The 24,954-nt window shown below is 62.8% G+C and carries 21 protein-coding genes and 2 pseudogenes; 20 read left to right on the top strand and 3 right to left on the bottom strand.

Annotated features, from left to right (window positions below; translation table 11 throughout):
* Positions 1-20: 20 nt before the first annotated feature.
* A complete protein-coding gene (locus AC3QL2_RS03675) occupies positions 21-896 on the bottom strand; it encodes a BrxR family transcriptional regulator (RefSeq protein WP_493236149.1) in 876 nt (291 codons plus the stop codon).
* A 164-nt stretch (positions 897-1,060) separates the two neighbouring features.
* On the opposite strand from AC3QL2_RS03675, the gene AC3QL2_RS03680 reads away from it, so the two are divergent.
* The 19 genes and pseudogenes from AC3QL2_RS03680 to AC3QL2_RS03770 all read left to right on the top strand — a co-directional run bounded on the left by AC3QL2_RS03680 (position 1,061) and on the right by AC3QL2_RS03770 (position 20,222).
* Positions 1,061-1,399 (top strand): hypothetical protein, encoded by a 339-nt coding sequence (locus AC3QL2_RS03680; protein ID WP_493236148.1) that lies wholly within the window; start codon positions 1,061-1,063, stop codon positions 1,397-1,399.
* A 523-nt stretch (positions 1,400-1,922) separates the two neighbouring features.
* Positions 1,923-2,222 (top strand): annotated as a pseudogene (locus AC3QL2_RS03685) (JAB domain-containing protein); the annotation flags it as partial.
* Between the two features lie 45 nt (positions 2,223-2,267).
* Positions 2,268-3,533, top strand: coding sequence for an IS256 family transposase (locus tag AC3QL2_RS03690; RefSeq protein WP_493236435.1), 1,266 nt, complete (start codon positions 2,268-2,270; stop codon positions 3,531-3,533).
* Between the two features lie 76 nt (positions 3,534-3,609).
* Positions 3,610-3,762, top strand: a pseudogene (locus AC3QL2_RS03695) (JAB domain-containing protein); the annotation flags it as partial.
* 107 nt (positions 3,763-3,869) lie between these two features.
* The gene (locus AC3QL2_RS03700; protein WP_493235467.1) at positions 3,870-4,283 is read left to right on the top strand and encodes a hypothetical protein; all 414 of its coding nucleotides are present in this window, start codon (positions 3,870-3,872) and stop codon (positions 4,281-4,283) included.
* Positions 4,284-4,381: 98 nt separating this feature from the next.
* Entirely contained in the window at positions 4,382-4,528 is a 147-nt protein-coding gene (locus AC3QL2_RS03705; protein WP_493235466.1) for a hypothetical protein, read from the top strand.
* Between the two features lie 80 nt (positions 4,529-4,608).
* Positions 4,609-5,187, top strand: coding sequence for a hypothetical protein (locus AC3QL2_RS03710; protein ID WP_493235465.1), 579 nt, complete (start codon positions 4,609-4,611; stop codon positions 5,185-5,187).
* Between the two features lie 31 nt (positions 5,188-5,218).
* Positions 5,219-5,575, top strand: a complete 357-nt coding sequence (locus AC3QL2_RS03715) for a hypothetical protein (protein ID WP_493235464.1) — start codon at positions 5,219-5,221, stop codon at positions 5,573-5,575.
* Positions 5,576-5,973: 398 nt separating this feature from the next.
* Complete coding sequence (locus AC3QL2_RS03720) at positions 5,974-6,348, top strand: hypothetical protein (protein ID WP_493235463.1); 375 nt, start codon at positions 5,974-5,976, stop codon at positions 6,346-6,348.
* A gap of 244 nt (positions 6,349-6,592) precedes the next feature.
* On the top strand, positions 6,593-7,834 hold the full coding sequence (locus AC3QL2_RS03725; protein WP_493235462.1) for a tyrosine-type recombinase/integrase: 1,242 nt from the start codon (positions 6,593-6,595) through the stop codon (positions 7,832-7,834).
* Positions 7,835-9,891: 2,057 nt separating this feature from the next.
* On the top strand, positions 9,892-11,154 hold the full coding sequence (locus tag AC3QL2_RS03730) for a tyrosine-type recombinase/integrase (RefSeq protein WP_493235461.1): 1,263 nt from the start codon (positions 9,892-9,894) through the stop codon (positions 11,152-11,154).
* Between the two features lie 96 nt (positions 11,155-11,250).
* Positions 11,251-11,484 (top strand): hypothetical protein, encoded by a 234-nt coding sequence (locus AC3QL2_RS03735; RefSeq protein WP_493235460.1) that lies wholly within the window; start codon positions 11,251-11,253, stop codon positions 11,482-11,484.
* Between the two features lie 108 nt (positions 11,485-11,592).
* The gene (locus AC3QL2_RS03740) at positions 11,593-11,871 is read left to right on the top strand and encodes a hypothetical protein (RefSeq protein ID WP_493235459.1); all 279 of its coding nucleotides are present in this window, start codon (positions 11,593-11,595) and stop codon (positions 11,869-11,871) included.
* A 242-nt stretch (positions 11,872-12,113) separates the two neighbouring features.
* Positions 12,114-15,233, top strand: coding sequence for a hypothetical protein (locus AC3QL2_RS03745; protein ID WP_493235458.1), 3,120 nt, complete (start codon positions 12,114-12,116; stop codon positions 15,231-15,233).
* A 300-nt stretch (positions 15,234-15,533) separates the two neighbouring features.
* Positions 15,534-16,676, top strand: a complete 1,143-nt coding sequence (locus AC3QL2_RS03750) for a hypothetical protein (RefSeq protein ID WP_493235457.1) — start codon at positions 15,534-15,536, stop codon at positions 16,674-16,676.
* A gap of 259 nt (positions 16,677-16,935) precedes the next feature.
* A complete protein-coding gene (locus AC3QL2_RS03755) occupies positions 16,936-17,253 on the top strand; it encodes a type II toxin-antitoxin system RelE/ParE family toxin (protein ID WP_493235456.1) in 318 nt (105 codons plus the stop codon).
* The gene (locus tag AC3QL2_RS03760; RefSeq protein ID WP_493235455.1) at positions 17,250-17,561 is read left to right on the top strand and encodes an addiction module antidote protein; all 312 of its coding nucleotides are present in this window, start codon (positions 17,250-17,252) and stop codon (positions 17,559-17,561) included. Before AC3QL2_RS03755 ends, AC3QL2_RS03760 begins: the two co-directional genes overlap by 4 nt.
* A 625-nt stretch (positions 17,562-18,186) precedes the next feature.
* The gene (locus AC3QL2_RS03765; protein ID WP_493235454.1) at positions 18,187-19,596 is read left to right on the top strand and encodes a sensor histidine kinase; all 1,410 of its coding nucleotides are present in this window, start codon (positions 18,187-18,189) and stop codon (positions 19,594-19,596) included.
* Positions 19,593-20,222 (top strand): response regulator, encoded by a 630-nt coding sequence (locus tag AC3QL2_RS03770; protein ID WP_493235453.1) that lies wholly within the window; start codon positions 19,593-19,595, stop codon positions 20,220-20,222. Before AC3QL2_RS03765 ends, AC3QL2_RS03770 begins: the two co-directional genes overlap by 4 nt.
* Positions 20,223-20,238: 16 nt before the next feature.
* Here the strand turns inward: AC3QL2_RS03770 and AC3QL2_RS03775 are convergent, their stop codons facing one another.
* Both AC3QL2_RS03775 and AC3QL2_RS03780 read right to left on the bottom strand, forming a co-directional pair.
* Complete coding sequence (locus AC3QL2_RS03775; protein ID WP_493235452.1) at positions 20,239-21,999, bottom strand: pyrroloquinoline quinone-dependent dehydrogenase; 1,761 nt, start codon at positions 21,997-21,999, stop codon at positions 20,239-20,241.
* Positions 22,000-22,027: 28 nt separating this feature from the next.
* The gene (locus tag AC3QL2_RS03780) at positions 22,028-22,876 is read right to left on the bottom strand and encodes a substrate-binding periplasmic protein (protein WP_493235451.1); all 849 of its coding nucleotides are present in this window, start codon (positions 22,874-22,876) and stop codon (positions 22,028-22,030) included.
* A 593-nt stretch (positions 22,877-23,469) separates the two neighbouring features.
* On the opposite strand from AC3QL2_RS03780, the gene AC3QL2_RS03785 reads away from it, so the two are divergent.
* Positions 23,470-24,954, top strand: coding sequence for a toll/interleukin-1 receptor domain-containing protein (locus tag AC3QL2_RS03785; protein WP_493235450.1), 1,485 nt, complete (start codon positions 23,470-23,472; stop codon positions 24,952-24,954).

A 24,954-nucleotide genomic window follows, 5' to 3' on the forward strand; every position in this document is an offset into this window, starting at 1 on the left:
GACTATCCAAGGGCGGGCTCCTACGGGAGGTAGCCGGGAGCGATGAACGCGCTGTCCACACCCTCCAGCACCGTGCGATTCCTTAGCCAGAGACAATACTCGGGGCCTCTGAGGGAATGCCCTTCGGAGCAGTCAACGCTCCATCGGCGCAGGACGTAGCCCGCGAGAGCAGCCCTGGCCCGGATGCGCAGGACCCCGTCCATCATCGGATAGTCCAGAGCGGCCAGTTCCGAGCGCGGAAAATCCGGATGGGGAACGACTTCCATCTCCACTTCACGGAGCCACTGGATGTCATAAGCAACGGACTCCTCGGATAAAGGCATGCCGGAGACAACCCGAACCGAGCGGACGCGCGTCAGGACGAAGTCGCGGAAGGAAGAGGTCCTTCGATCGAAGGCCCGTACATGCCAGCGCAGACCATTGTCCGCCAAGGCAAGTGGGACGATTTCCCGCTCGGTCACCCCGCTAGACGATGACACGTAGGACAGAGAGAGGATGCGCCTTCCGCTAATGGCTCGGGTCACTGCCGCGAGCACCTCAATCGCTGGACGGTTTATTGGAACAGGATACTCACAGGGCACAAGACCGCTCGCCGCCCCTCCTAGCCCGTCCCCAAAACCTTTGGACAAAGCGGACAGTGCGCGATCCAAGGAGTGCTCGAACAGGGGCTTGAACTCGTCGGTTGCCCGATAGGTCTTCGAACTTCCATCGAAGCGGATGTTGTCGGGAGCGAGAGCTCGATAGCGAGCGAAATCCCTAGTCGCTACGGCAGGGGCGACATCGAACCTTCCCGAGATGTCCGCGCGGGAGACCTCACCGAGGAAGAAAAGTCTGAAATCTACGTGGACGAGCCTCTCTCTCCGAGCCCCTCCCGCCTCCTGAACACCCGCTTCCAAGAGATTCTCGCCGCTGTCATGATGACGATGGATTCTACAGACGGGCCAATAGCCTGTACACCTTCTAATCTTTTTGATTAGCAGATAACTGTCGCCTGCCCGTTGCAGCCTCCAGCCCGATCCTTCTAAAACATCCCATCGTCGATTTCACCCCCGAGGTCACGATGCCCACCTCTATCCTCCCGCCGCCTCGCCCTGCGCTCAAGCCCAAGCCGGTCACCCCGCTGCCGCTCGGTTTCCTCACCCGCGCTGCGGCGCTGCCCGGCGGCCGTACGCTGGCCGTCGCCCTGGCCCTGTGCATCCAGGCCGCCTCGACCGGTACAAACACCATTACCTTCAGTTCGTGGATGCGCGCCCGCTTCGCCATCTCTGACGATGCGGCGCTCGATGCGCTCAACCGCCTGTCAGCCGCCGGACTGATTGAGGCCGATCGACGCCGTGGCCGCTATGCCGTGGTCACGCTTCTGATCCCGAACGAAGGCTTGCTCGGAGTGCAGGCCTGAAATCGTCTTGAACGCGGCGCGCGAGAAGAAGGGGTAGGTGCAGGTCACCCTGCACCTACCCCTTCTTCTTGCATCCTCGTCATAACCGGAGTTCCCCCGCACGCGATTCCTCGCGCCCGGGTCGTGGAGGCTCCACAGGCCTCGTCAGGCCAACAATACGCTGTTCGCACCAGTTGAGGCGGCCTGCCTCAACCGGCTCCCGTCAGAGCCCTCCCGTCGATCCGCATATCATTTCTATGATCCAGCCGGATCTTTTCCAGCCCCGCTCACCCCCGGTGAGTGGGGCTTTTCTCTGTCCACGCCGCCGATGCTTCGTAGCACCGGCATCGCTCTTTCGGAGGTCTTCATGCCGGATTCCCTGATGTCCATCCGTTCTTTACCCACCTCGACCCTGCTCGGAGTGCTGGTCGGCGATGTCGCCGCGAAGGTGCTCTGCGAGCGCCCGCTGGTCGAGCTCTTCCAGCTCCATGCCCGCCCTACGAGGGTCCGCGAGGTCTCCGCCGACTTTCGCGTCGCCCATGTTCTGGGAGCCGCCAGGGAGCTGCTGACCCGAGCCCTGGCCGAGGCCGTCGAGCTGGGCGATTGCCTCGATAGCCCGCAGAAGGTCCGTGACCTGCTGCGCCTGCGCTTCGCGGACCGGCCTCATGAAGTCTTTGTGGTGGTGCTACTCGACAGCCAGCATCGGGTACGGGAGGTCGTCGAGCTCTTCCGCGGGACCTTGTCCCAGACCTCCGTGTATCCCCGCGAGGTGGTGAAGCTGGCACTGCAGCACAACGCGGCGGCGGTCCTCCTCGCCCATAACCATCCGTCCGGAGCCTGTCAGAATTTTTGTGTTTGAGGCATAACGTAAGCCCTGAAAGGGAAGGTTATGCCAAGGAAGAAACAGAAACAGCCCCTGCCCGCCGTTGCGGAGTTGCCGGAAGAGGCGAAGCGATGGCTGGAGCAGATGGTGACAGGTCCGATGACGGCAGAGGCGGTCGAGGACGTGATGCGCGGTTTCAAGAAGGCGCTGATCGAGCGGGCGCTGCAGGCCGAGATGAGCCATCACCTTGGCTACGCAGCGGGCGAGGAGAAGCCTGAATCGAGCGCCAACCAGCGCAATGGCACGAGCGGCAAGACGGTGCTCACCGACGAGGGGCCGCTGCGCATCGACGTGCCGCGGGACCGTGCCGGACAGTTCGAGCCGAAGTTGATCGGCAAGCACGAACGGCGCTTTACGGGTTTCGACGACAAGATCATTGCGATGTACGCCCGCGGGATGAGCGTGCGCGAGATCCAGGCATTTCTAATGCAGATGTACAACACAGAGGTGTCGCCGGACTTCATCAGCCAGGTCACCGACTCGGTGATGGAAGAAGTGCGGGAGTGGCAGAGCCGGCCACTCGAGGCGATGTACCCCGTGGTGTTCTTCGATGCTTTGCGGGTGAAGATCCGCGAGGATGCGGTGGTGTGCAGCAAGGCGGTATTCCTGGCGCTGGGCGTGCGCTCGGACGGTAGCCGGGACATCCTGGGCCTGTGGATCGAGCAGACCGAAGGAGCGAAGTTCTGGCTGAAGGTCTTCAACGACCTGAAGCTGCGCGGCTGCGACGACATCCTGATTGCCGTCACCGACGGTCTGAAAGGCATGGCCGAGGCGCTCGAAGCGGTGTATCCGCGCACGACGCTACAGACCTGCATCGTGCATCTACTGCGCAACAGCCTGGGCTACGCCGGCTATAAGGACCGTCAGGGGCTCGCCGATGCCTTGAAGCCGATCTACCAGGCGGTGAGCGTCGAGGCGGCGGAGGCGGCGCTCGAGGCGTTTGCAGAAGGGGAATGGGGGCAGCGCTTCCCGACCATCACGCTGTCGTGGCGACGGGCCTGGGAGCAGGTGATCCCGTTCTTTGCCTTCCCACCCGAGGTGCGCCGGGTCATCTACACGACCAATGCTATCGAGAGTCTTAATGCGCGGGTACGCAAGATCATCAAGACGCGGGGCCACTTCCCGACGGACGAGGCGGCGACCAAGTTGATCTGGTTGGCGCTGCGCAACATTACGGCCGAGTGGAAGAAGCCGATGCTGTACTGGAGGCAGGCGATGAACCAGTTTGCCATCCTCTACACCGATCGTTTCATCCCGGCGATGACACGATGAGCCGATTCTTCCTGCCCTGCCGCGGCAGGGCAGGAAGAATCGAACCGCCTTGAACACAAAATATCTGACACTCCCTCCGTCCGGCAGCCCGGAGCCGAGCCAGGCCGACATCGCGCTCACCGATGTGCTGAAGAAAACCTTGGCCCTCGTGGATGTACGCGTGCTCGATCACTTCATCGTCACTAGCACGGCCTCGCCGCTGTCCTTCAGCGAACGCGGGCTGCTGTGAGCCCGCCCTGTCGGGTAGGCAGGTTGAGGCGGGCTGCCTCAACTGAACAGGCGATTGTCCCGCTCCTTCGCTGGGCGGCCGTCCTTCCCCTCGCTCCGGAGCCTGCCATGTTCGCCGACCGCGCTCAGCCATCCACCGCCACTCCCCTGGCCCATGACGATCCCGTCAGCGCTTACCGCTCCGCCCTGCAGTGGTCCCTCATGACGCTGGACGCGGTCGAGGAGGCGCTCCACTTCCCGGTCGTGTCGCTCGCCGTGGAACTCGCCTGCGACGGCGACTATGCCCGCACCGTCATCGAGTCCTACAAGATGCTGCGGATCGAGCGGGCGGTCGCCCACGCCCGGGAGCGCTGTGCCGCGCAGGTCCTCGATCATCTCCATGCCGCGTTACGGCAGAGCGGCCGTTTGCCGAGCGATGACGCGCTCCATCTGCCGCTCGACCTCACGCACCTTCCAGCGCTCTACCGTTCCGGCGCGCCGTTCGACGAGGTGTGGGTGGACGTCATCCGGCTGCTGCGCTGAGCCCTTCCCCTTCCTTTCCTGTCCTTTCCCTGCGCCCCGTCAAGCTGCCTGGCTTGACGGGGCGTTTTCGTTGTCCGTTCTGTTGGAGACCCCATGACATGCTCTCGACTGTGCTTTCCCGTATTGCCCTGGCCGCTGTGCCGGGCGCTGGCCCCTTGCTGTCTGTGCTCGTGCCGATCGTGGCCGAGGCGGTGATCAACCACGTCACTCAGCGCCAGAGCGACATCCACCGCTCAACCGGCTGACCGTTCCCTTTCCGCGCTTTCATTCCTGATCGCCCCGTGGCCCACCGGCCCCGGGGCGAACTTTTTATGGAGACCCCCTCATGGCTTCACGTTTCCCTGCCGTCGCGCCGACGGCCTATCACCGCCTGCTCGAATCGCGGGCACCCACCCTTTCTGGCAGCTCGGCGATTCAGTACGCGCTGCTGACCGATCCCGACCACGCCGAGGTCTTCCTGCTGATCACCGCAGCCGAAGGCGGCGGCAACTTCAACCGGGAGGTGGTCGGCATCGATGCGCTGGAAGCGGTCGTCGATGCGGCGCCGGCCGGCAAGCCCTTCGGCTCGAAGCAGCTCAAGGGCGGCTTCACCGGGCGCAGCAACAACAATGCGCCCTACGCCTGCGCGGCACTGATCGCCCAGGGCCTGCTCGCCAAGTCACCGGACGCAAAGTTCGGTCTCGTGAAGGCGGGTGACTGGGATGCCTGGCGGCTGCAGATGATGGCACTGCCGGGCGAGGTCTTCGTGTTCCCGCCGGCCCCGGTCGAAGCGACCTCGCCGGCCTTGGCGGCATCCGCGGAGCCGAAAGGCAAGAAGAAGGACAAGCGCGGCGGCAACCGCTTCGTCCCAGTCGTAGCTACGGACGAGGTCGGCGAGGAGGTGCACGATGCAGATCCTGCGTAATCCGTCTGACGTGGCGGCGCTTGACGCCTAGGTGCTGCGCGCGCTGATCGAGCGACGGCTCGACGAACGGGAACTGGGCGAGGATTTCGACGCCGATCTGCACGGGCCCTACATCGTCATGGCCCCCGGCGATGCACTCCCGGCGGTGGAAGCGGCGGTCGGCATCCCGCTCCTTACCAATCCGGTCACCGGCGTGACCTACGGCGATCCCGCCTTCAGCCCGATCTTCGAGTACGCCGGTCGGCATGCCCGCTTCTACGAGCTGGTCTTCGTGCCGGCTGACGGCGATGCAGGCGTCACGCTCTTCGTGCCCCGCGATCCGGATGTGGAGCCGCGACTCTTGGCGCTGTGTGCCGAGTATGCCGTCACCGAGCCGGTGGAGGTCTAGCCGTGGGGCGTTTCCGCCCCTAAGGACCAGCCCCTTCTTTCGTCCCTTGACCTGTTACGCCCGATGCGAGGACCGCATCGGGCGTTCTGCTTTCTGGAGAACCCTATGAACCAACCCCCAAAGCTGCGCTTCAGTCCCGGAGAGATCGTCGCGACCCGCGGCGCCGACACCCTGCTGAACGAGCAGAACCTTCACCCCGTCCGGCTGCTGGCTCGCCACCTCTCCGGCGACTGGGGCGAGGTGGGCCCCGAGGATGCCCAGGCCAACACGAGGCGGCGCTCCAGACCGGTGCGCGGCTGCTGTCGGTCTATACGGTCGCCGGGATCAGGCTCTACGTGATCACCGAGGCCGAGCCGCGGGCAGTGACGACGATCCTCCTGGCTGACGAGTATTGAGCCATGATCCCGTCGAACCATCCCATCCCGCGGGATGCCGGCGTCGCGCGACTGGTCGGTCAGCTCGATGCCAACCACTATGAGTGCTTCGCGGAGCGGGCCGGCATCCTGGAATTCGAGGCCCGCATGCCGCGGATCGAGGCCGAGCGGCTGGCGCTGATCCAGACCCTGGCCCGTTACGGCTTCCCCCACGCACCTTCGGTCTGGCTGCTGCAGGTCGAGCCCGGTGGTGCGACCCAATGGGTGCTCACAACCGATGAGGTCGCGACCCGCCACCAGCTCGCGAACCTGGGCCTCACCGACGTGACCACCGTCGATCTGGCCGACGTGCTGCATCGCCAGTTTGGCGATCGGGCCTGGCTCACCACGGCGCCGTAAGGCGGTCCCGCCACCCCGCCGGAAACACCGGCAATCGACCGGCGCCCGCCGGCCGCCGCCCTCCCCCGCGGCCCGCCCGTCCCATCGTTTCAGCCGTACCAAGACCCGATCCCGCCCCGTCGTGATCCGGGACGACACGCACCTCGGACTTAAGAGACTGAGTGCGCAGGGACGTGCGCGGCCGGCGGGCAGGCGGGGATCAGTCCTGTCCATTCCTTCTTCCCTTGATCGAGGAGATTTCACGATGAACCGTGCCACACGCTTCCGCTTCACCGTCCGTGCCATCGAGCAGTTACCGCCCTGCCCCGCTGATGCGCCGGGTAAAGGCTATGAAGTCAGCGACACGGAGGTGCCTGGGCTGCGCCTGTCCGTGTCGAAGGCCTCCGGGCGCAAAACCTTCTGGCTGCGCTATGTGTTTCGCTCCCGCAAGCGGGCGATGCGCCTGGGCGAGTTCCCCGCCACGCCGCTCGCCGATGCCCGACGTCTGGCCCTGGAGGCCCGCAGCCAATTGGATCGCGGCATCGATCCGCAGGAAGGGCGCGATCTGGAGCGCAGTTCGCCGACGCTCTCAAACTTCGCGAAGGACTACCTGGACGGCTACGCCAAGGTCCATAAGCGGAGCTGGCGGGATGACCAGAGCAAGCTCGACCTGCACATCCTTCCGTTCTTCGGAGCCGAACGCCGCCTGTGCGACATCCAGCGCCGGGACGTCGAGCGCTTCATCGGGGCGGTGCGCAAGACCCATTCACCGGCCACGGCGAATCGGTTCCTGTCCTTGCTGTCGGCGATGATGCGGCGCGGGGTGACCCTCGGCGTCCTGCCGGACAATCCCTGCCGCGGGATTCCGCGCTTCCGGGAGAACTCGGGCAAGAGCCGGTATCTGAGCCTCGAAGAGGTCGGGCGGCTGGTGGTGGCGATGGACAAGGACCCGGCGCCGTCGGTGATGGCGGCGCTGCGCTTCATGCTTCTTACCGGGTGCCGCCGCAGCAATGCCCTCAAGGCCCGCTGGGAGCACATGGATCTGGAGCGGCGCATCTGGTTCATGCCAATGACAAAATCGGGCAAGCCGCAGTCCTCCCCCTTATCGGACGAGTGCATTGCGCTGCTGGAAAGCCTGAAGAGCCGGCAGGCGAGCCCCTGGGTGTTTCCGTCGCCAACAGATTCGACGAAGCACTTATGCGATCCGCGTAAGGCATTCGCGAGAGCGCTCGCTGCGGCGGGCATCCGGGGGCACGTTCGTTTACATGATATACGACATACGCATGCATCTTTAGCCGTTAGTCATGCTGGACAGAATCTATTTATTTTACAAAAATTATTACATCACCATAGTCCAATCACCAGCATGGTCTATAGCCACCTGGCCGACTCGACCCTGGCCCGAGCCTCCCAGGCGATCTCGGATGTGATCACGCGGGCCACGCAGGCAGCCCAGCAGGACGGTGGATCGGTTAAGACGGAAGGCGTGTCAACGCCTGACCGTTGAATGGTCACCTGCTTGGTCGCCCGTCGAGGGCGACCGGCGGGTGGTCATTTTTTTGGTGTCAATTTTGGTAAGGGGGTCTATATCGTTACCGATTTGACACCATGCTCTTGAGCCCGCTTCAAGGCTTCGATCGCCCCTCTTTCGGTGTCTTCCATGTTCATCCAGTAAGCGCCCGGCGTCTCCCCCAGTTGAAATGAAAGTCCGCCTCCATGAGATTCGGGAGTTACCTGTATAGAACCAGTTACCCACTGCAAGTTTGAACATGCGTCCCACATCACACCTTCGAAAGTATCAGTCATGATGCGCTATATAGGTCGGATGCTACACAGGGTTGAGCGACTTCCCGCCTTACGGCTCAGTGAATTTACCCTATGACAAAGTGCTTTTCAAAGCCCCTCCTTACTTGCCCGAGTCCCTTCACATTGCGTAACCGGCTCTTCGAAGTGGAGAACTGAAGCCTGCATCACATCGACCTGCATCGACCAGTTAGGACCGTTGTACAGACGAATATATTTCTCTAGTGACTTCCGCAGAGCCCCCAACGAAACCGGCAACGGATGAACTTCTATACTGTCAAGGTCTGCTTTTGGCCCTCGTGGATGGAACTTGAATGCAGGACGAAAATGGTTCCACCGACGGGGGACGACAACCTGTCTCATCTCTTCCACTAATCGCGCCCCATCGATGAGTGCCGGAGGCAGCAAGACATCATCCACGAGACTCGCCAGCTCTTTGAGTTGCTCGCGCATCCCCTCGGCAAACTCGACGAGCAATGCCGCCGGGGGCTGGATTCGATAGCCTCCCGGGGTCTTAGTGACGCTAAAGCTCAGATCGGTTTTTGGCTCTTTTACAGGTCGGCCTCGGGGGGGTTTTTGCGCTGGGGCGCGCGCCTCAGGCCAAGTGGGAAGGTGCACAACTCGCGCTCGAAGCAATTCGCTAACCTCATCGTAAGCGAGCATGACCAGCCCCCAATGCCCTTCGCACGAACGGACTAGGACATGATGAAGCAGGAGGCGGGTCTGGAGATTTCGATCCCTTGCGACTCTCCAACCAGCCGGAAACCCGCTAGCTTTCAGTGCCGCATAGAGGGATGACCGACCTCGGCCAATCAATGACCTGAGCTCGGATCGCTCCTTAAGTGCGGAATACAACTGATGTCGCGAAAGCCCTGTGAGTCGCGAGAACTCGATCCACGCGACGCACAGAAGAGGTTCTACGTCCGCACTGGGGCGGCCCCTTGTGGGCAACTCAACAGGAGTCTCCAACAACTCGCAGGCGATGCGCATGTAACGCAGGATCGTCTGTTCCGAGATGGTCTTTTTCCCCGACGCGAGATACGCCTCGTGAACCGAACGCGCTGTCGGCGCCGCCCGCCGAGACGACTCCCCCCCACTCTCGGCACAGTCGATTAGATACCGTTGGACCCAGTTGAGCAGTTCGGGACTCACCCGAGATCGAGGTTTAGCCGCCAATTTTTCAAGAAAATGTGTCGAATATACGGAAAAAATCGCTCCTATCAGGCTATATCGGCTTTCTTTATAAAACAATAGTTTAAAGACTTTTGTCACATAGCTCCGCCTAAGCCACGGCCCATATAAAACAGACTTTATACTTTAAAAATCAACAAGTTAACAGTTGAACAATCCAGTTTTCGTGAGTACAGTTCGCTGCAGCTGCACAGAAAAAACGGCAGCTTTCGATTACTTCTTTATCTCGGAGGTCATTTGTGAAACTGGTGTTCAACGACGTCGCCCATGCCACCCGGTCTTGCCCCCACGCGGGCAGCTAGGTCCAGCGTCATGTCCAACGATTTGCGGCAACTCGTGGCGGCACCCCATGCACTCTTCGTTGCCCTGCTCCCGGGTAACGACGCACCTCGAATCACGCCGGGGTCTGCAATGCAGCGGCCCTTGGGCTCTACGGCACACCAAGAAGGCCGGGTAGAAACGCTTCACGGGTCGAACGCTGGCACGCACACTTCGATCGCGCCCCGCGATCTTTCCGGACTGCAACCTGTCAAGTCCTCTCCGACCACGCGCCGGCCGCGTGGTCACAAAATGCCTTACGCCACTGATCTGAATATGCCGGGCGACACTCGAATCCTGTCGCCAAGAATCATGGAGGCACTCACGACGAACGCTCCGACGACGGCATTGGTTGATGGCTCAACGTCCGCCTCAGTAGGCACTCCACGCCGTTCCCCCGTCGAGGTCCATTCTCAGATCCAGAAGGAAGTCATCTTGCGGGTGAATTGGCCGGACCCGACCTGGCTTCTCAGTTACATCAAGCCGAGCACCTGCACGCACACGCACAAAACGCTGGGCCGACTCAGTGCGATGACTGAATTCGATGCCATTGTGAAGGCCCGTGAGTTCTTGGCCACGCTGGAAGCAGGAGGCAATCCCCTCGCGGGCGAAATGACGGTTGCCGAGTATTTCGAGGAATGTCGACTGCCATGGGCCCAAGCCACGAAGAAATCGTGGAAAGACGATCTCGGAGTCTTTAACCGCTACGTTCGACGCAAGATCGGCAAGCTCGTCATGAAGAAGGTGACACGCCGTCACCTGCAGCAGTTGATCGATGCTTTGCTTGAAGGCGCCGAACCGACCGATCGCCGCGAGAAGATCTCGAAGGGGACGGTGTATCAGGTGATCGCCCTCCTGAAGGCGCTCTTCAACTGGGCGTTCAGGAACGGAGACATTGCAGCGAACCCGGCAGCCACGATCCGCCAGCTGAAGCTGAACAACCAGCGACGGGAGCGTTACACGGCCGAACAACTAGCAGTCATTGGCGTGCATCTGCAGGAAGCCCCACCTCCGGTTCGCCTGCTCTTCGTAATGCTGCTGGCCTTGGGAGCGCGCATCGGGGAACTGCTCAACGCGAAGCATTGTGACGTTGATGAACTCGGCTGCACGCTCTACATCGGCCCGAACAAGGCGGACCGCCCTATCCGCCTTCCCATGCCACCGATGGCGATGGTGGCCTATGAGGAACTGAAAACACTGCGTCGACTTGGTAATCCCTATCTGTTCCCGGCGAACTGCGGCTCAGGCCCGATGACGGCGCCCCGCAAGGCATTCAAGAAAGTCCTCGTGGCGGCAGGTATCGAGAACCGGACGTTTCACGATGCGAGAAGGACGACTTGTTCGACAGCTCTCGAATGCCCTGGCGTGACCCTCGTAGACGCCTCCCGTGCCCTTAACCACAGCTCAGTTCGGGTCACGGAATCGCGGTACCTCGTAACGGGTGATGAGCGCATCCGTAACGCGCTAACGCTGGCAAGTGATCGACTCAATGAGCACCTGAATGCAGCCCTTTAAAGGCTCCCCCTGGCAATGCGCATCTTGAAACCGGGGTTGAACACCAACCGTTTCATCAATCGACTTGGCGCCAGAGGCGCGAGGAGGACCACCAGCATGACCATCGAAATCCACGGCGACGAGCGGGATTGGGAGCCCGACGGCTTCTATTACGACGGCCCGTGCTACATGCCCGAAGAGGACGGCAATGGGGATTACGACCGCGAAGATCGCGATGCGTACGCAGGCGAGCGTAACGACGCCAATGAGCACGAGACTCCGCGACAACTGAAGCCGCTGCAAATGCGGCACGTCACCAAGGTCCGGCGCTATATCGACGACGAGTTTTAACAGGCAGGACGCCTGTTGGAAGGTGTGGGGGCAGCACCGTCTTTGCTTGCCGGCGATTGCCGGTGCCGCCACCACGAACAGTAACGGCCATTTTACAAGGAGATTGCCATGGCCTATCGCAACACCAAACACTTCTACGCCCCCGGTGGGAAGACGGGTTTTCGTTATGACCAAATCGTTCGAATCGAAGCCTTTGTCACGGGAGTGGGAATCTTCGATCTGCGCGACAAAATGCTTACGTGGGTGCCAACGAGCAGCTACGAGCAAGCGCTTGCTGTCGTAGAAATGCTGATGCCCTGCTGGGAGAGCCATGACCGTATCGAGCCGGACTGGACGGTCCTGGAGACTGAGGCGGAGGTCGAAGAGGGCATTGAGCACTACGAATAAGGACTAAACGGCTGAACAGCCCAACAACGCCCGAGCGAGCCGCCTGCCTCCAGAGACAGGCGGCTCTCTTTTTGTCTGCCGATCGAGGGTTTCAGTATCGGCTCATATGCCGACTATCGATACCGATCGGTGTCAATCTCCGAAAAGGGTCTATAAAACATGGCAATTGACACCAAACCGACGATGCTTGGACGCTTCGTCAGAGCAGGAAGGACCGGGATCGCTTCAAACGCAAGCGGAGCATGGACACCGCGATGGAGCTGATCGTCGATGAGCCAGTTGCTGGCCCGCGCTCAAACCTTGAAGCGCTCCTCACTCACCTGGACGGCGTCTTCCGACCACTCATGGAGAGCGCGGAGATCAAGCGAGGTCCCCCGTCCTCCACCGCACCCGCTGAAATTGGCGGGAATCTCCCGCCCCCCCCTGCTTCGGGGGTGTTGTCGCCCGAGGACCTAGCGAAGCTCAACACGTTTCTGGCGACGCATATGCAAGCGCCACCACTACCTCCCATGGCACAGCCGGTGGTGGGAAATATACCTGCCGACGGCAAGCGTGTGCCGGCGCGCCGGGGTCTCGGACCTCCAGTTTTCATTGGCTTCGATGCCGAATGGGAGTACCGGAAGAAAGGCCGCAACTTGCTGTTGTCGGTCCAGTTCTATGTCGTCGGGCCGACCGGCAAACGCTACAACAAGGTCATCCACTTCGTCGGTAAGGATGCCTTGCCGGGTCGCCCATCGCTGGCCGAGGCGCTGAACGAACTGCTTGATGAGGCTGAGATCGGATGCGTCTTCGATGAATGGCCTTGCGAGGTGTTCCTGGCGGGCCACTTCACGCGAGCGGATATCTCCGTCTTCAGGGATTTCAAGCAGTTCCGCCCTCAACTCCAGGCGGTCAATGGCACCCTTGCGACGACGGCCCGCCCAGTCAAGGTGAAGCTGCCCCTCAAGGAGGAGCAGGCCGAGCGGCTCAAGCACCGCTACCGCTACGTGGTGGGCGATAACTTTGACCCGCGCGTGCTGTCGGTGCGTATCGTCGATTCGGCGCGGCTGGCGCCGCCGGGTACGCCCCTCGAGAAACTCGGGGACTGGCTCGGTGTCCCCAAGGTGCGGCTGCCCAGGGGATACCCCAAGTCCCAGATGCGAAAACTGCAGCGAGAACTGCCTGGGGTGTTCAAGGCCTACGGCCTGCGGGACGCCGAAATCGCGGTCCTCTATGTGCTGTGGGTCCTGTGGTTCTGCGACCGCTATCTGGGCCTCAAGGGCTTGTCGGCGACGGCAAGCGGCCTCTCGGTGCGCCTGGCGCAGTTGTGCATGCGCCGTGACGGCGTGCATCCGGACGTGGCCCTGAACTTCGATAAGGTCCGGCGCTGGCGCTGGAACGAGGCCACCGGGCGCCCAATCTCCCAGACCCAGCGGGTGCCGACGCGGGTGCGGGGCTGGTTCGAGGCCTTCTTTGCCGACGTCTATATGGGCGGGCGCAACGAGTGCTACTGGTTCGGCCCAACGCCAATGCCGCAGCCGTGCCACCGGATGTTCGACCATGACCTGGCTGCGTGCTACGTGGTGAGCCTCGCGGGGATCATGAGTCTCGACTACGAACGGATCGAGATCACCCGTGACCCCGAACGCTTCCGGGGGCATGTGGCGGGCTACGCCGAGGTGGAGTTCCGCTTTCCGGAGGGGACGCTGTATCCGTGCCTCGCGGTGATGATGGAGAAGTACGGGCTGTGGTACCCGCTCTCCGGCGTGGCCCTGGCCACCGCGCCGGAGATCGAGCTGGCACTGGAGATGGGCGCGGAGATCACGATCCGCTTCGGGGTGGTGATCCCGTGGAAGAGCCGCGAGGCCGTATTCGCAGAGAGCGCCAAGCGCTTGCGGCGCGAGAAGGCCAAGCAGGACGCCGACAAGAGCTTGTGGCTGGAGGCAGACGGGGATGTCTTCGTGCCGACAACGGAGATGCAGTTTCCGCCGGAATCCCACGGGGATGTGGGGTACAGACCCTTCGAGTCGGGATCCATCTACACCCGGGCGATGCGTCTGAAGTTCGACAAGAAGTCCCTCCCCCACCAGTTCATGAAGCTGGTGGGGAATGGCGTGTATGGCAAGACCGGCCAGGGCTTCAAGGGCAAGCGGGCGCTGGACATGGAGGACCTGAAGTATCGGGCCATTGGGCCGTCCGGGATTTCGGAGCCGGCGGTGGCGGCGCTGGTGTCGGGCTTTGCACGGGCCGTGCTTGGCGAGATCCTGTGGAAGCTGCCGGCGGGCGCGCTGGCGGTGTCGGCGACGACCGATGGCCTGCTGGTGGATGTGGAGACGCTCGATCTGTCCGGCACGATGTGCCAGCGCTTCCAGACCCTCGTGGACCGGATTGCGCCGGGCACCGGGATGACGGAGCTCAAGCACCTGATCGGGCAGGCGGTGGCGGGCAAGACCCGCTTGCAGCTGACCGGGCTTGCGATCGATGGCCAGGAGCCGGTGGTCGCCAAGGGCGGCATCAAGGTGCCGCTCGACAGCGCCGAGGGTGACGAGGAGAAGGAGCGCGAGCTGATGCGCCCGGAAAACCAGAACCGCTTCATGCTGGACCTCTTCGCGAACCGCCAGCCCGGCCAGACCATCCAGCGCCCATCCCTGATGTCGCTCGGTGAGATGGTGCTCAACGACTGGGACCTGCAGACCGTCGATACCGAGGTGCGGCTCAACATGGAATACGACTTCAAGCGTCGCCCGGTCGATGCCCGCATGGTCCGGATCGAATCGCTCAGGGTCGAGCATCTGGCCTTTGCGACTGTGCCGTGGGACAACGCCGCGGAGGGGGAACTTGCCCGGATGCTGTTCGACCGCTGGCGGCAAGGCGAGCAGGACAAGGACGGGAACTGGGTGCGGCCAGCCCATTGCCTCAAGACCATGGCAGATTGGACCGCATGGCAGGCCTTCTACGGGCTCTATGCGGGCAATCACCAGCGGCGGGCTCGCTTCCAGGCGCTACAGGCCGCTTCAGAGACCACGGCGGGCAAGACGAACAGCGCGCCCGGCGAGGGGCAGCCAAAGCGCCTCCGCGGCCCCACCGGGCAGGTGTACGCGACCGCCCGGACCGGCATCCTCGGCACCGCGATCCGGACCTTCCTGACCGCTTATGTACAGCGGGCGTGGGGGCTGGAAGGTGCAGACCTGTCGCAGGCGATGCTCGCCGCCTGGCTGACCGAGGTGGGCTACCCGGTCAAGGTGCATGACGTGAAGAACGCCGGGCGCTCACAGCTGCATGAGCACGTGTCGCCTGCGACGCCGGAGGTGTTGGCGTTCCTCGAGGTCGTGAAGGCGCGGTTTCCGGGGCTGGAGACGGGGCGGTTCTTGGTGCGGGGGTAATCTGTTGGTGTGATGAATGTAGGAGGGGCCGCGACTGCGGCCCCTTCCTCGTTCTGGCGGGATGCAAACGCGATCACGCGGATTGACTATCTGTCGCCTCATACCACTTGCATCTGGACCTGATCAGGAGAGGATGGTTAGAATGCATGCTGGTGCCCACCCTACTTGCACGCGAGTAAAAACAGGCAACACAGCACCAGTCGTCATATCCAGATAGACCTTCTCTTTTGAGCCTCGTGGTCGGGGACTTAAACGCGTGCACCTGCCCCTGATCGATGAGGTTTTCAGGAAAGGTTGATCATGACGATCAAGTCACTCGCATTCGACGCGCAGCAGTATCTGGAAGTCCAAACCGGCGCTGCCTTTAAGCGTGGCCACCTCTACGAGCTGATGGCCGCCGCCTTGGGTTTCAAATCCCACGCCTCCTTTGGTGCTGACCACGTCTTCACGCATGGTGGCATCACCAGTCAACGTCCAGCCACACACGGCGATTCGGTGGGGCGTCGCTGCCTTGAGCTGAACTACCCTCCGGAAACGGCGCTTCAGGTTGCCCGGCTACTCCCTGCCTATCTCTCAGAGCGAGAGATAGGCGCAATACGGATTACGGATCTTGTCGCACATCTACGTTACGACACCCATAGAGTGACTGATCATGGTTTCGACGAGTTTGATGACGAGGATGAAGACGTCGCGTTTGATCCGTGGATTGATCCTGCATCCCCCGCTTCCTCCGTCCTGCTTGAGGGGCTGACTGCCGCGGCCGAAAAAGGAAACGCCGACGCTCACTACGCCCTGGCTCTCATCTATGCCCCCTCGGATGATCCCTTTGACGAACCGAGTTCCGGCAGTGAGTACTGGTACAACGAAGAGCGTAACGGCCGCGTACTCACTGGCGTCGAAAAGGAATGGGCAGACGCATATTCGGCCACGCTCCATCGTGATGGGAAGTACGAACACCACCTCCGGGCCGCCGGTGCGCTTGGCCATGAAGCTGCCTTGCTCGAAATGGCAGAGCAGTTTGGTGATCCAGCCTTCTTCGAGCAACGAACCGCCTTATCCTCCGGTATCGACGCGGCTTATGTTGCCGACCTCGCCGAACAACTCGGCCGCCCCAAGGATGCATGGCGTTACTGGACGATGGCAGCGCAAAAGGGCGACACCGAAGCCATGCGAGAGCTGATCGAAAGCTATGATCGGTCGAACCTGCAGCAGTGCTGGACTTGGTTCTACCTTGCCAAACGGCTTGGCACTGATCTTTCGAGGGATGAGTACCGAGCCATCAACGAAGATGGCTCGGACTACGATGACGATGTTGGTGGTCCTGCCTACGTCAGTGGTCGGGACGGCGTGGTGCTGGAGCCAATTGATGGCAACCAGGACGCTGCGGCTCAACGAGCAGCCGCCACTCTCTATCAAGTCATCGAGGCTGGCTATAAGACGTAATCAAGGCTGACGAACCAATCGCCGCACATTCTGCGGCGATTGGTACTTGCTTTCACCGCAATCCGGCGCTGTGCCCACTATCGCTGGCACATCTCTCACCGGAAGATCATGGTCCCGGTCCGGGTGACAGGTAATTGCATACTGCCTCGGAACCATCTGAATTGTGCCGTGACTGCAGAGCAAGACGTCCTCGATGAACCAGAGGTAACACCAGTCACGATGGAATCGCCGGGCTGTTTGAGTTGTTCAAGTGTAATCCATGGACTACACTCAGCTCATGCTTGAAATCGTTCAAAGTACAACCTTCTCGCGCTGGCTCACCAAGCTGAAGGATCGGGCCGCCGTCATGCGCATTAATGCCCGAATCCGCCGCGTGGCGGAAACCGGTAACTTTGGTGATACCAAGCCGGTCAGAGATGGAGTCAGTGAAATCCGCATCGATTATGGCCCGGGTTACCGGCTCTACTACCAGCAGCATGGTCCGATCATCGTGGTGCTGCTTGCTGGAGGGGATAAGAGCACCCAGGACGCCGATATCAACCGAGCGATCGAGATTGCGAAGGAATGGAAGCCATGAGCGAACAATTTTCCCGTTGGGACCCTGTTGATCACCTGCAATCCGAAGAAGACATGGCGATGTATCTGGACGCCTGCCTTGAAGAAGATCCGGGTGATGGCAGCGTTGTGCGCGCTGCACTCAATGACATAGCCCGTGCCCAGGGCATGACCCAACTGGCCAAAGCAACCGGAATCACGCGTGAAGGCCTCTACAAGGCGCTTTCACCCGCCGGGAACCCGGAGTTCTCGACGATTCTGAAGGTCATCAAGGCACTGAAGATCAAGCTCCACGCATCGGCCGGTGGCGAGCCGTTAGCGACTGCGTGAGCAAGGTGTGCGATAACAAGCTGCTCCCAGTGCAGATTGAGGAGTTGATGGCTCTGAGTGCCTTACCGGACAAAGCCATCGACTATTCGGACATTCTGGCGAGCACACCGGCCGAGTGGCGAGAGGCTCAAGTCGGCCAGTTTTACCGACCAATAAAGAAGCCCTTCGCCGGTTCATAGCAGGGGTGAAATCCTGCGATCTGGTTAATCGCTGGTCACTCACAAGCAACTGAGAACGTGCCTTACCGCGCGCCCAAGCCCTTGGAAATCCAGGCGGAGTGCCTCATCCGCCGCGAGACTTCTCCGGACTGTTAATCCGTAGGTCCCTGGTTCGAGCCCAGGTCGAGGAGCCAAGACAAGCAAGCAGAAAAGCCAATCCGCGAGGGTTGGCTTTTTTGTTGTCTTGGCGATTGCGGGTCCGGGGTTTCAATACGTACCGCCATCACGTAAATGAGCACGTCGAGGCGGCGATCTCTGACGATCAGCGGTCCCGCCGGGCGTTGAGATGAAATACCCGCTGAAGCATTCGCATGAGCGGCATGGCCTTGCCCCCCGGTCTCACGTCGGGCAATTTCCCCGGCGTTTTTGCGGCATCCTGTGGGTTGATCGAATTTGACCGCCCTGCCATGTTCCCCGCCCCCCGCCTGCGTCCCCTCGACCTCAAGCGCCATCTCTTTGTCCGCGTCAGCCTGTTCGCACTGATCGTGCTGCTGCTGGGTGCGGTGGTGACGCTGCTGGAGGCGCGCTACCGCGTGCATGATGACATCCAGCGTACGGGCGTGGCGATCCGCCAGCTCATTACGGAAGAGATCAATCGCAACTACTCGGCCTATGACGCCACCCTAGCCGAGCTCAACCTCGATTTCACCGCCTTGAAGGCGATAGGACAAGTGATCGATTTCTGCATCGAGATGAGCGATTTCCACACCCACGCCGCCCATCGCCGGTGCTTTGCCGAGACCATCGACCTGCCCGCGCCGGTGGAGGCCTTCATGCGCCGGGTCGTCGGCAGTGATGCGGAGTTCCGCGGCAGCATCGGGCAATACCCGGGCATCACCGGCGGGCAGTTGGTGGTCACACCCAACTATGGACGGGAGGTGCTCGAGCTGGCGCTGAAACTGGGCAATCTGGTAGCGGTGAGCGTGATGATCCTGTTTCTCAGCTTCTTCGTGTATCGGCCGGTTCGCAACGCTCTGGCCCCCTCGGAGGCAATCCTCGGCACGCTCAGCCGGATGGAGGGAGGCGACCTCGAGGCCCGCATGCCCAGCTTCGCGCTCATCGAGCTCAACCGCATCGCCGAAGGCTTCAACCACCTGGCCGACCGCCTCGCCTGCACCATCCACAGCCAGCAGCGCCTCGCCCACCGGCTGCTGTCGGTGCGCGAGGAGGAGCGCCAGCACCTGGCCCGGGAACTGCACGACGAGTTTGGCCAGTACCTGGCGTCCCTCAACGCCGAGGCGGCCTTCGCGCGGGAGCTGGCCGACGAGAGCGTGCCGGCCCTGCGCCCGTGCGTGGATTCCATCGTCAAGACCGTCGCCCATATGATGGAAACCCTGCAGCAGATCCTCCACCGCCTGCGCCCCATCGGGCTCGAGGAGTTCGGGCTGGTGCCCAGCCTCCAGCAGCTGATCACCGGCTGGAACCAGCGCAGCCGCGGGACCCGTTTCACCCTCACTGCCGACGACGAGCTCGACGGTCTGCCGGATAACATCAACGTGAGCCTCTACCGGATCATCCAGGAAAGCCTCACCAACGCCGTCCGCCACGGCCTGCCCGATCAGGTGGACGTGACCCTGCGGAGGGAGCCGGCCGGGCTGACCCTCGAGATCCGTGACGACGGCCAGGGGGTCCGCAGCGGGGAGGACGCCGGCCAGGCAGGCAAGCCCGGCGGCTTCGGGCGGCTGGGCATGGAGGAACGGGTGCTCGCGCTGGGCGGCTCCCTGCGCATCGCCCCGGCGCCGGACCGGGGTACGCTGGTGAGCGTGCATCTCCCCCTCGCGAACGCCGAAGAGACCACCACCAAGGAGCCCCTGTGATCCGAATCCTGCTCGTCGATGACCACGCGGTGGTCCGCGAAGGCTACCGCCGCCTTCTGGAGCGCCGTGCCGACCTGCGCGTGGAGGCCGAAGCCAGCTCCGCCGAGGAAGCGCTGCAGATCCTCCGTGAAGGCCAGCCTGATCTCACCATCCTGGATCTGTCCCTGCCCGGCATGGGCGGCATCGAGCTGACCCGACGCATTCTCCAGCGCCAGCCGGAAGCCTGCATCCTGGTCTTCAGCATGCATCGGGACCCGCTCTTCGCGGCCCAGGCGGTCCGCGCCGGAGCGCTGGGCTACGTGACCAAGAGCAGCAGCCCGGACGTTCTGATACAGGCGGTGTACAAGGTAGCCCGGCGCGAAAAAGTGCTGAGCCCGGACATCGCCCCGGAGATGGCGCTCACCCTGCTGGAAGGGGTCAGCAATCCGGCCGAGGAACTGTCCCCCAGGGAGTTCGAAATCCTGCGCCTGCTTCTCGACGGGCTCGACGTCGAAGAGATCGGCAACATCCTCAACATCAGCCCGAAGACGGTGCAGAACGTGCACTATCAGATCAAGACCAAGCTGGGCGTGCGCACAGACCTCGAGCTCGCCCGGCTGGCCATGAAGCTCAAGCTGATCGGCTGAGGCCCGGGGGCAGACCTCACTTTTTCAGGGCGTAGACCTGAAAGGTGTCGCCGGCCTTGTAGCCGAAGATCTGGTTGCCGCCCGCCGCCACGCCCACGTACTGCACGCCGTCGATCTGCCAGGTGATGGGCGGCGCATTGACGCCCGCGTCGAGCTGGTCACTCCAAAGCGTCTGCCCGTTGGCGGCGTCGTAGGCGTTGAAGCGGCCATTGCCCTCGCCCATGAAGACGAGGTTTCCCGCCGTGGCCAGCACCCCACCGACCAAGGGCTGGGCCGTCTTGTGCTGCCATTTCATCTTGCCGGTGGCGAGGTCGATGGCCGACAGTACGCCCCACCGGGGAGCGTCCATCAGCGGCTCCAGCGTCGTGTACTCCACCGCGGGCTTGGCCCCGGTGGCGGGGATCACACGCTTGGTGTACTTCACCGGCCAGTGGATCGCCGGCACGTAGGCCACCAGCCGCTTGGCATCCACCGAGGTGGGCGACCAGTTGATGCCGCCCAGCACGCCGGGCAGGATCACCTGCCCTTCCGGCGTGGGGTTGGTGAAGGTGTTCTGGTGGACGACGAATTCGTCCGACTTCTTCAGCAACTCACCGGTCAGGCGGTTGTGGATGTAGTACCAGCCGATCTTGGCGGCCTGGCCCACCGCCGGCACGAGTTTGCCGTTGTGAGGGTAATCGAACAGCACCGCCGGGCTCGCCACGTCGTAGCCCCACTGGTCGTGGGGCACCTGCTGGTAATGCCAGCGGATCTTGCCCGTCTCCACGTCCAGGCACACCAGCGACACGGTGTACAGGTTGTCGCCGGGCCGCGAGGTGCCGTCCATCTGCGGCGACGGATTGCCGGTGCCGAAGTAGAGCAGCCCGTTCTCGGAATCGATAGCTGGCGTGGACCACGCCGAGCCGCCGCCGTAGCGCGCTGCGTCGGGATATTTGGACAGGTCGGCACGCTCCTTTTCGATGTCTCTATGGAACGCCACACCGTCCGGCGTGGTACGGCGGAACTCACCCTCCCAGTTGCTCGGGGCAATCGTGTCGAACTGCCACACCCGCTTGCCGGTGTTCGCATCGAAGGCCGCCAGAAAGCCCGGCCGGCCGTAGTTGCCGGCAAAGCCCACCACCGCCCCCAGCGGCGCACCGTCCCGGTCGGAATCCAGGTGCAGGCCGTAACCCACGCCCGTCACCCCGATCAACACCTTGCCCTTGTACACCACGGGGGCCATGGCGATGCCCACGCCGGACTGCCCGGCGATGTTGGCCTTGCGCAGCGGGTCTGCCTCCGTGAGGGTGGTGACGGACTCCTGCCGGGCGCTGTCGGCGTCGGCCACCTCCACGTCCCACAGCACCTTGCCGGACCTGGCATCCAGCGCCACCAGCCGTGCATCCACGGTGCCGATGAAGACCTTGCCGTCCGCCACCGCCACACCCCGGTTGGCTGGCCCGCAGCACAGCGGGTAATCCTTTTTGCGCGGGTGCTCGTAGCGCCACAGTTGCTTGCCGCTCGTCGCATCCAGCGCGACCACCCCATTGAAGGGCAGCGACAGATAGACGGTGCGATCCACCATGATCGGTGTGGTCTGGAAGGTGGCCTTCACGCCGCTATGGTAAGCCCACGCCCGGGTGAGCTTACCCACGTTGCCGGTGTCGATCTGGTTCGGCGTGGCGTAGCGCTGGTTGCTGAGGTCGAGGCCGTAGCTGGGCCAATCGATGTCGGCAGCAAAGGCCGGCGCGAGCGCCAGGGCGCAGAGGGCTGGGAGCAGTCGGATGGATGTGCGCATCTTTCGGTCCGAGTATTGAGGGGCGGGATCAGTTGGTGCGCGGGGTCACACCATGGCGCTTGAAGATGGCCGCCACGGTGCCGTCCTTCTGCAATTCGGCCAGGGCGCCACCGAGGGCCGTGGCAAGCTCGTCGGAGTCGGCCTTCACCGCCATGCCGATCGCCCAGCGCTTGGGGCTCAGCTCACCCAATTTGGCCTCCTCGAGGGCAAAGCGGGTCTCGCCGACCAGGGCACCTTCCAGTTCGGCCAACGGCGCCATCACTGCCGCCACGCTGTCTTCCTGCAGCGCCTTGACGGCCTCGCCGATGGAACGGAAATGGGTGATGTTGGAACGCAGCCGCCCCTGCAGCACGCCGCCCAGGAAGGAGTCGGCCAGCGTGTCGCCCTCGACGCCGATCTTCTCGCGGGTAAACACCTCCAGCGCCACCGCCGCAGAGCCACTGGGAGCCGGGATACGGCTGGCCACCCGCGCCATGCCCATCACCTCCTGCTGGTAGGCGCCAAAGATGCGGGCCTGCTCGTTGTCCTTGGCGAACTCGGAATCCACCGGTACGCGCAGCATCACATCCGCCGGCTCGCCCCGCAGATAATGGCCTTTCCAGACCATGTTGCGCAGATCGTCCCCCATGTCTTCGCCAGCCTTGAAACCGATGATATCGGCCTGCAGCCCCAGCTTGGCCGCCAGAGCCTGGCCCAGCTCCACGTCGATCCCCTTGCCCGCATCGGAATACGGCGGGAAATTGTTGTACACCGCCACCTTCAGCCGACCACGCTTGTGGATGACGTCCATTTGTTCGTCGGCGTGGGCCGGCAGATGGCAGGTGAGCAGGGCGGCGGCCAATCCCAGCAGAAGCTGGCGGCGAGGGAAGCGTTTCATCGTTTGTCTCCACAAGGGTTGGGAATTCTTTGTCGTTCATGCTGATTCTAGGCGCCACCTCCAGCGGTGGGAGTGCTCGGGTGAGAGGTCGGGCAATTTTGTCGGGCACGTCGGGCAAATTGCCCGGGTCGTCAGGAAGCAGTCCTCAACGCTCCCATATCCGCTCTCCGGAGAGCGCCTCCCGCCTCCCGCCTCCCGCCTCCCGCCTCCGGCTTCACGACAGCCCCTCACCAGGCGTGCCGAAGCTCCCAACTTGCGACGGCCCGGAACGCCGGGCGCAGGACCGCCGCTTGAAACAATCGGCATACCCGGTCGTGCTTGAATTTTCCTGCCGCTCACCTAACTTGAAAGAGCCTTCGTGCCGGTAATGCGTGGGCGATCGAGCGACGTGGCCATTCGCGGGGCCATCAAGGCCCGGTGGCCTCAGTCCAGGATCGTGACGCAGTCTTTCCGGCAGCGCCGTGTACCGTACGATTCTTTTGGCAGCGTCGACAGCAGCAGCGCTCTCCGCCAGGTATGGGCGCAGGGCCCGGATGCGCGCTTCCCTTTCCGATTCCTTCGAACGATGACATCGCAGTTTTGTGGAGGCACACGTGGGGTTTCCGCAGTACGACGTCTTCATCAGCTACGCTCACGCCGACAATGAGATCCCCGAAGGGACGATTGGGCGCTGCGGGTGGGTCACGGCCCTTGCAAACAACCTCAATGTCGGGCCGAACGTCCTGAAGAAGAGCCTGTTCATCGATCACCAGCTCAAGCCCGGCGACGAATTCAGCACCGACCTGTTGAAGAAGCTCGAGAACAGCCGCCTGCTGGTGCTGCTGCTGTCCCAGAACTACATCGACTCCAAATGGTGCGGGCAGGAGCTCGAACACTTCATCCGCTGCCACGGCAGTGACCCCGACTCGCCCGCCGATGTGATCGTGGTCGAGCTGTTTCCGTTCGAAGCGCTGGAGAAGATCCCCGACGGCATCCTCAATCTCCGCAAGCGCCTGATCCATGCCAAGTTCTGGTACAGCCCGCCCGACAAGTCTTCCCCCTGCGTTGCGGGCTACCCGACGCCCGCGGAGTGCGGCGACGATGGCAAGCAGCATTACTGGAGCGTCCTGGAGCAATTGCGGGCAGCGGTCGATGCGCGGCTGCGTATCCGGCAGGCGGACGTAGCGCCCCCCGAAGCCGCCCGCCCCGCCGCGGTTGCGCCGGCCGCAAGCACGGGCCCATCGGTAGTGGGCACCGTGCTGCTCGCCGACGTCACCGAAGATCTGGAAGCCCATCGCAACGCCGTCAAGCTGGCACTCGAACCGGAGGGCATCGCCGTGCTGCCGGATGGCGACTACGTGGGCCTGAGCGCAGAGGAGTTCGAGGCCGCCTTCAACACCGACCTGGCGCGCAGCAGCCTCTTCATCCAGCTCCTGTCCCCCACCCCGGGGCGCAAGGGGCGGGGCTACAGCGCGCCGCTGCCCCAACTCCAGTTTGCAGGCGCCCAGGCATCCGGCAAGCCGATGATGCAGTGGTGCGAACAACTGCCGGCGAGTGGATCGATCACCGACCCTGCCCACGGGCGCCTGTTCCAGACCGAATTCCTGCGCGCCACCAACCTCGCCAACTTCAAGGCCGAAGTGATCGAGCGCATGCATGCCGAGCACAAACGGCGGGAACTGGAAGCGAAGGCCGCGACACTGCCGGCCGCCACCAGCGGCAAGAAGCTGCTCTTCGTCGACGATCTGGCCAGCCAGCCCGAACTCAACACCCGGCTCAGACGCCTGATCAAGGAGCGGAACTGCGACATCCGCAGCCTGCCCCCCTCGGCCCCCCTGGGCTGCGATGGGATCGACATCAAGGAAGTGCTCAAGCCCTGCCGCGCCGGCCTCACGATCTACACGGACCCGAGCCGGTACGCCACCGCCTTCAACCGTCTGATGTTCTTCCTGAACCAGATTGCAGAAGCCCGGCTACCGCTCGCCCGCTGGGGCATCTACCTGCAGGAAGGGGACGTGGCGAGCGTCTTCGGCATCGACTCGGCCGACGTCGTTCCGGTGGACGAGCACGGGCTCGACGCCTTCCTCCGCGCGCTCTAG

This window comes from Zoogloea sp. GW822-FHT05C07 (assembly GCF_058800215.1).

Bases quoted from the DNA above. Each gene is read 5' to 3' on its own strand.
- AC3QL2_RS03780 (WP_493235451.1), bottom strand. From the start codon at position 22,876: ATGAAACGCTTCCCTCGCCGCCAGCTTCTGCTGGGATTGGCCGCCGCC.
- AC3QL2_RS03690 (WP_493236435.1), top strand. From the start codon at position 2,268: ATGCCAAGGAAGAAACAGAAACAGCCCCTGCCCGCCGTTGCGGAGTTG.
- AC3QL2_RS03720 (WP_493235463.1), top strand. From the start codon at position 5,974: ATGATCCCGTCGAACCATCCCATCCCGCGGGATGCCGGCGTCGCGCGA.
- AC3QL2_RS03740 (WP_493235459.1), top strand. From the start codon at position 11,593: ATGGCCTATCGCAACACCAAACACTTCTACGCCCCCGGTGGGAAGACG.
- AC3QL2_RS03745 (WP_493235458.1), top strand. From the start codon at position 12,114: ATGGACACCGCGATGGAGCTGATCGTCGATGAGCCAGTTGCTGGCCCG.
- AC3QL2_RS03755 (WP_493235456.1), top strand. From the start codon at position 16,936: ATGGACTACACTCAGCTCATGCTTGAAATCGTTCAAAGTACAACCTTC.
- AC3QL2_RS03765 (WP_493235454.1), top strand. From the start codon at position 18,187: ATGTTCCCCGCCCCCCGCCTGCGTCCCCTCGACCTCAAGCGCCATCTC.
- AC3QL2_RS03705 (WP_493235466.1), top strand. From the start codon at position 4,382: ATGCTCTCGACTGTGCTTTCCCGTATTGCCCTGGCCGCTGTGCCGGGC.
- AC3QL2_RS03700 (WP_493235467.1), top strand. From the start codon at position 3,870: ATGTTCGCCGACCGCGCTCAGCCATCCACCGCCACTCCCCTGGCCCAT.
- AC3QL2_RS03730 (WP_493235461.1), top strand. From the start codon at position 9,892: ATGCCTTACGCCACTGATCTGAATATGCCGGGCGACACTCGAATCCTG.
- AC3QL2_RS03710 (WP_493235465.1), top strand. From the start codon at position 4,609: ATGGCTTCACGTTTCCCTGCCGTCGCGCCGACGGCCTATCACCGCCTG.
- AC3QL2_RS03735 (WP_493235460.1), top strand. From the start codon at position 11,251: ATGACCATCGAAATCCACGGCGACGAGCGGGATTGGGAGCCCGACGGC.
- AC3QL2_RS03725 (WP_493235462.1), top strand. From the start codon at position 6,593: ATGAACCGTGCCACACGCTTCCGCTTCACCGTCCGTGCCATCGAGCAG.
- AC3QL2_RS03775 (WP_493235452.1), bottom strand. From the start codon at position 21,999: ATGCGCACATCCATCCGACTGCTCCCAGCCCTCTGCGCCCTGGCGCTC.
- AC3QL2_RS03750 (WP_493235457.1), top strand. From the start codon at position 15,534: ATGACGATCAAGTCACTCGCATTCGACGCGCAGCAGTATCTGGAAGTC.
- AC3QL2_RS03760 (WP_493235455.1), top strand. From the start codon at position 17,250: ATGAGCGAACAATTTTCCCGTTGGGACCCTGTTGATCACCTGCAATCC.
- AC3QL2_RS03680 (WP_493236148.1), top strand. From the start codon at position 1,061: ATGCCCACCTCTATCCTCCCGCCGCCTCGCCCTGCGCTCAAGCCCAAG.